Below are 2,279 nucleotides of genomic sequence, written 5' to 3' on the forward strand. Positions count from 1 at the left end.
CATCGGGGGCTGGCGCGCTAGATGTTGCTTTTTCCAGTGATAAAACAATACTCGTTTTACCATAATCAGTTTGCCCTGAATAACTCAAACTGAGATCCATAACCCCTACACCACGGGGTTTAAAATCCGCAAACCACGTTCCGTCCATACTATTTACTCTGAGCATGCCGATAGCAGTCCACCCTCGCATTGGGACATCCAAAAAAGTCTCACGACCTTCAATTTTCGGCATGTCTTTCATCACAAGTGTACAAGTACGCAATGACGCCCCATAGCCGAGACTATACATTGACCACTCGTCCTGTATTAGTTCAAGCCTGATTTTACCAAGATTTTGACCAGTAGAATCAATCTCATCGCCAGCCCACACACCAGCAAAATTCCAAGTCAGTATCTTAGACGCCACTTTTCGATCAGCCCAACTCAGGAGCATCGACGAGGGAGCGTCATGGATCAAATCATATACTCGGACATATAAGCAATCTTGAGAAGTAAAGCCGGACGGAGAAATTGAGCCGGCTTTCCACTTTTTGTTTTCAGGAGAGATAGCCCATGAGACTTCTCCCCCAGAAATTGACTGCCCCACTGAAAAACTGACCATTCCCAAAGACTGCGTTCGGGGTGAAGGTTGAAAGTCGGTCTGTTCGGCGTAGTAGCCGTCTTTAGCTTTAGGATCCTCAGAAAATCGGTATGCAGGGACCGAACTATCAAGATAAAATTCTGCAAAGCAGCTTTCAGCAGGCACTGCTCCAGAATTACCAATAAGCACAACAACTCTATAATAAACACCATAACGAGGTGAAAGTTCCAGCCTCCCATCCTCGCTTAATAGAAAAATGGAAGGTGAGTCGATCCACCCCACACCCGTCGGGAGCGGTCGTGGAACACCTATATCGCTAGCGTCCTGGGGGATAAACAAGAAGGGCGTTACTTGAAGTACACCATCATCGGCGGGAGCCCGCTCTCTATCAAAAACCTTCATCTAAAACACCTCTACATTAATCGGAATCTTATGAAGCCATTGATAGCGCTTTAGCGCACGAGAACAGGATCGACTGTTACGTAACTACCATCATGCGGTGGACCTAGATTATCTCCTGACCCGTTACGTACGTCCCAACAAGCCCATCCATATCCGCGATCACCATCTAAATTGTAATCCGGAAATAAGCTTTCAGGAAACGAACCCATTGCCTCAGCGTTCTGAATAGTTTCAAAAATCTTCACACAATTAGCAATGGCGCCACCAAAATTGGTAGGGGGTTGAAAACTCTCGCCGGGTTTTATAATGAAATCGAAACCTATCGGTCCTTTAGGTGAGAGGAGTTCGCGTTGCCCAAGTGGTGCATCGATGAAAGTATCTGGCGGTTCGTCATTGCCATAGGGACTAACCCATGTACGAGGCTCCTCACAGTGCGGAGGACTACCCATTTCAACAAGAAGCTCAGGTGGCAGCCAAGGAATATACGAGCTACCCGTAGTCTTCTGCTCAGTATCAGGGAGTTCTTCTTTTGGAAACTCTTGCAGATTAGTTTCTATTGGAGTTCTCCATAGCCTTTGCGCGGAAACACCTCCCCCAACTTCCTGATCAAGCTCTTCAGTAAAGGGCATAGTGTACCCCTCTCGCACCAGCAAAAAACGAACCTGCTTATAAATATCGAACAAAGACTTATTGACAAGATACAAGCATGCCTTAACCGTATCAACTAATAGTGCACCACCCACAGCGATCGTATCTCTAATTAGCTGAAACGCAGCAGCTGCGACTGCAATTGCAGAATCTATAGCCCACCCAACGTAATCTTTTATGGCCTTCCATACATCCTCTAATGAAAATCGTTGTAAATCAACAGCAGGCGTGGGTATTGGCGGCACACCACCTAAATTTCTTATAACATCATCCGAAAGCCGCAAGATTTTATCCCACACGTCTTTTACAACATCTGGAAACTCTGGCTCCGTTATGCTTTCCTCGGTTGCAACCTTCAAAAACAACCTTAAAGTAGTGTATGCGGATGCGATATCCAGAGCTGTTGGATAACCATCAAAACGTCCATTACCTGATAAATTTTCTGGCGGCTTGGCAGTACTAGGATATGCGGCTTTAAAAACTACAGCTAACGTCTCCGCCCAATCTTGGACATCGACATTACTATCCATACTAGGCKGTGCTAACGGAACACCTACATAATCAAATCCTTCTTCAATACTCTTGCATATTGTGCTAATAAATTTATCTATTGGATCATCAAGCGGAACTACACCTATACCTATATGAT

At 45.5% G+C, this 2,279-nt stretch carries 2 protein-coding genes; both read right to left on the minus strand.

What is annotated here, in order from left to right:
• Nucleotides 1–982 (minus strand): hypothetical protein (locus AC1DH9_RS27625; protein ID WP_477809183.1); only part of this gene is annotated, 982 nt, incomplete at its 3' end.
• A 50-nt stretch (nt 983–1,032) separates the two neighbouring features.
• Nucleotides 1,033–2,279 (minus strand): hypothetical protein (locus AC1DH9_RS27630; RefSeq protein ID WP_477809184.1); only part of this gene is annotated, 1,247 nt, incomplete at its 5' end.

The organism is Pseudomonas sp. 05T35 (assembly GCF_056396605.1).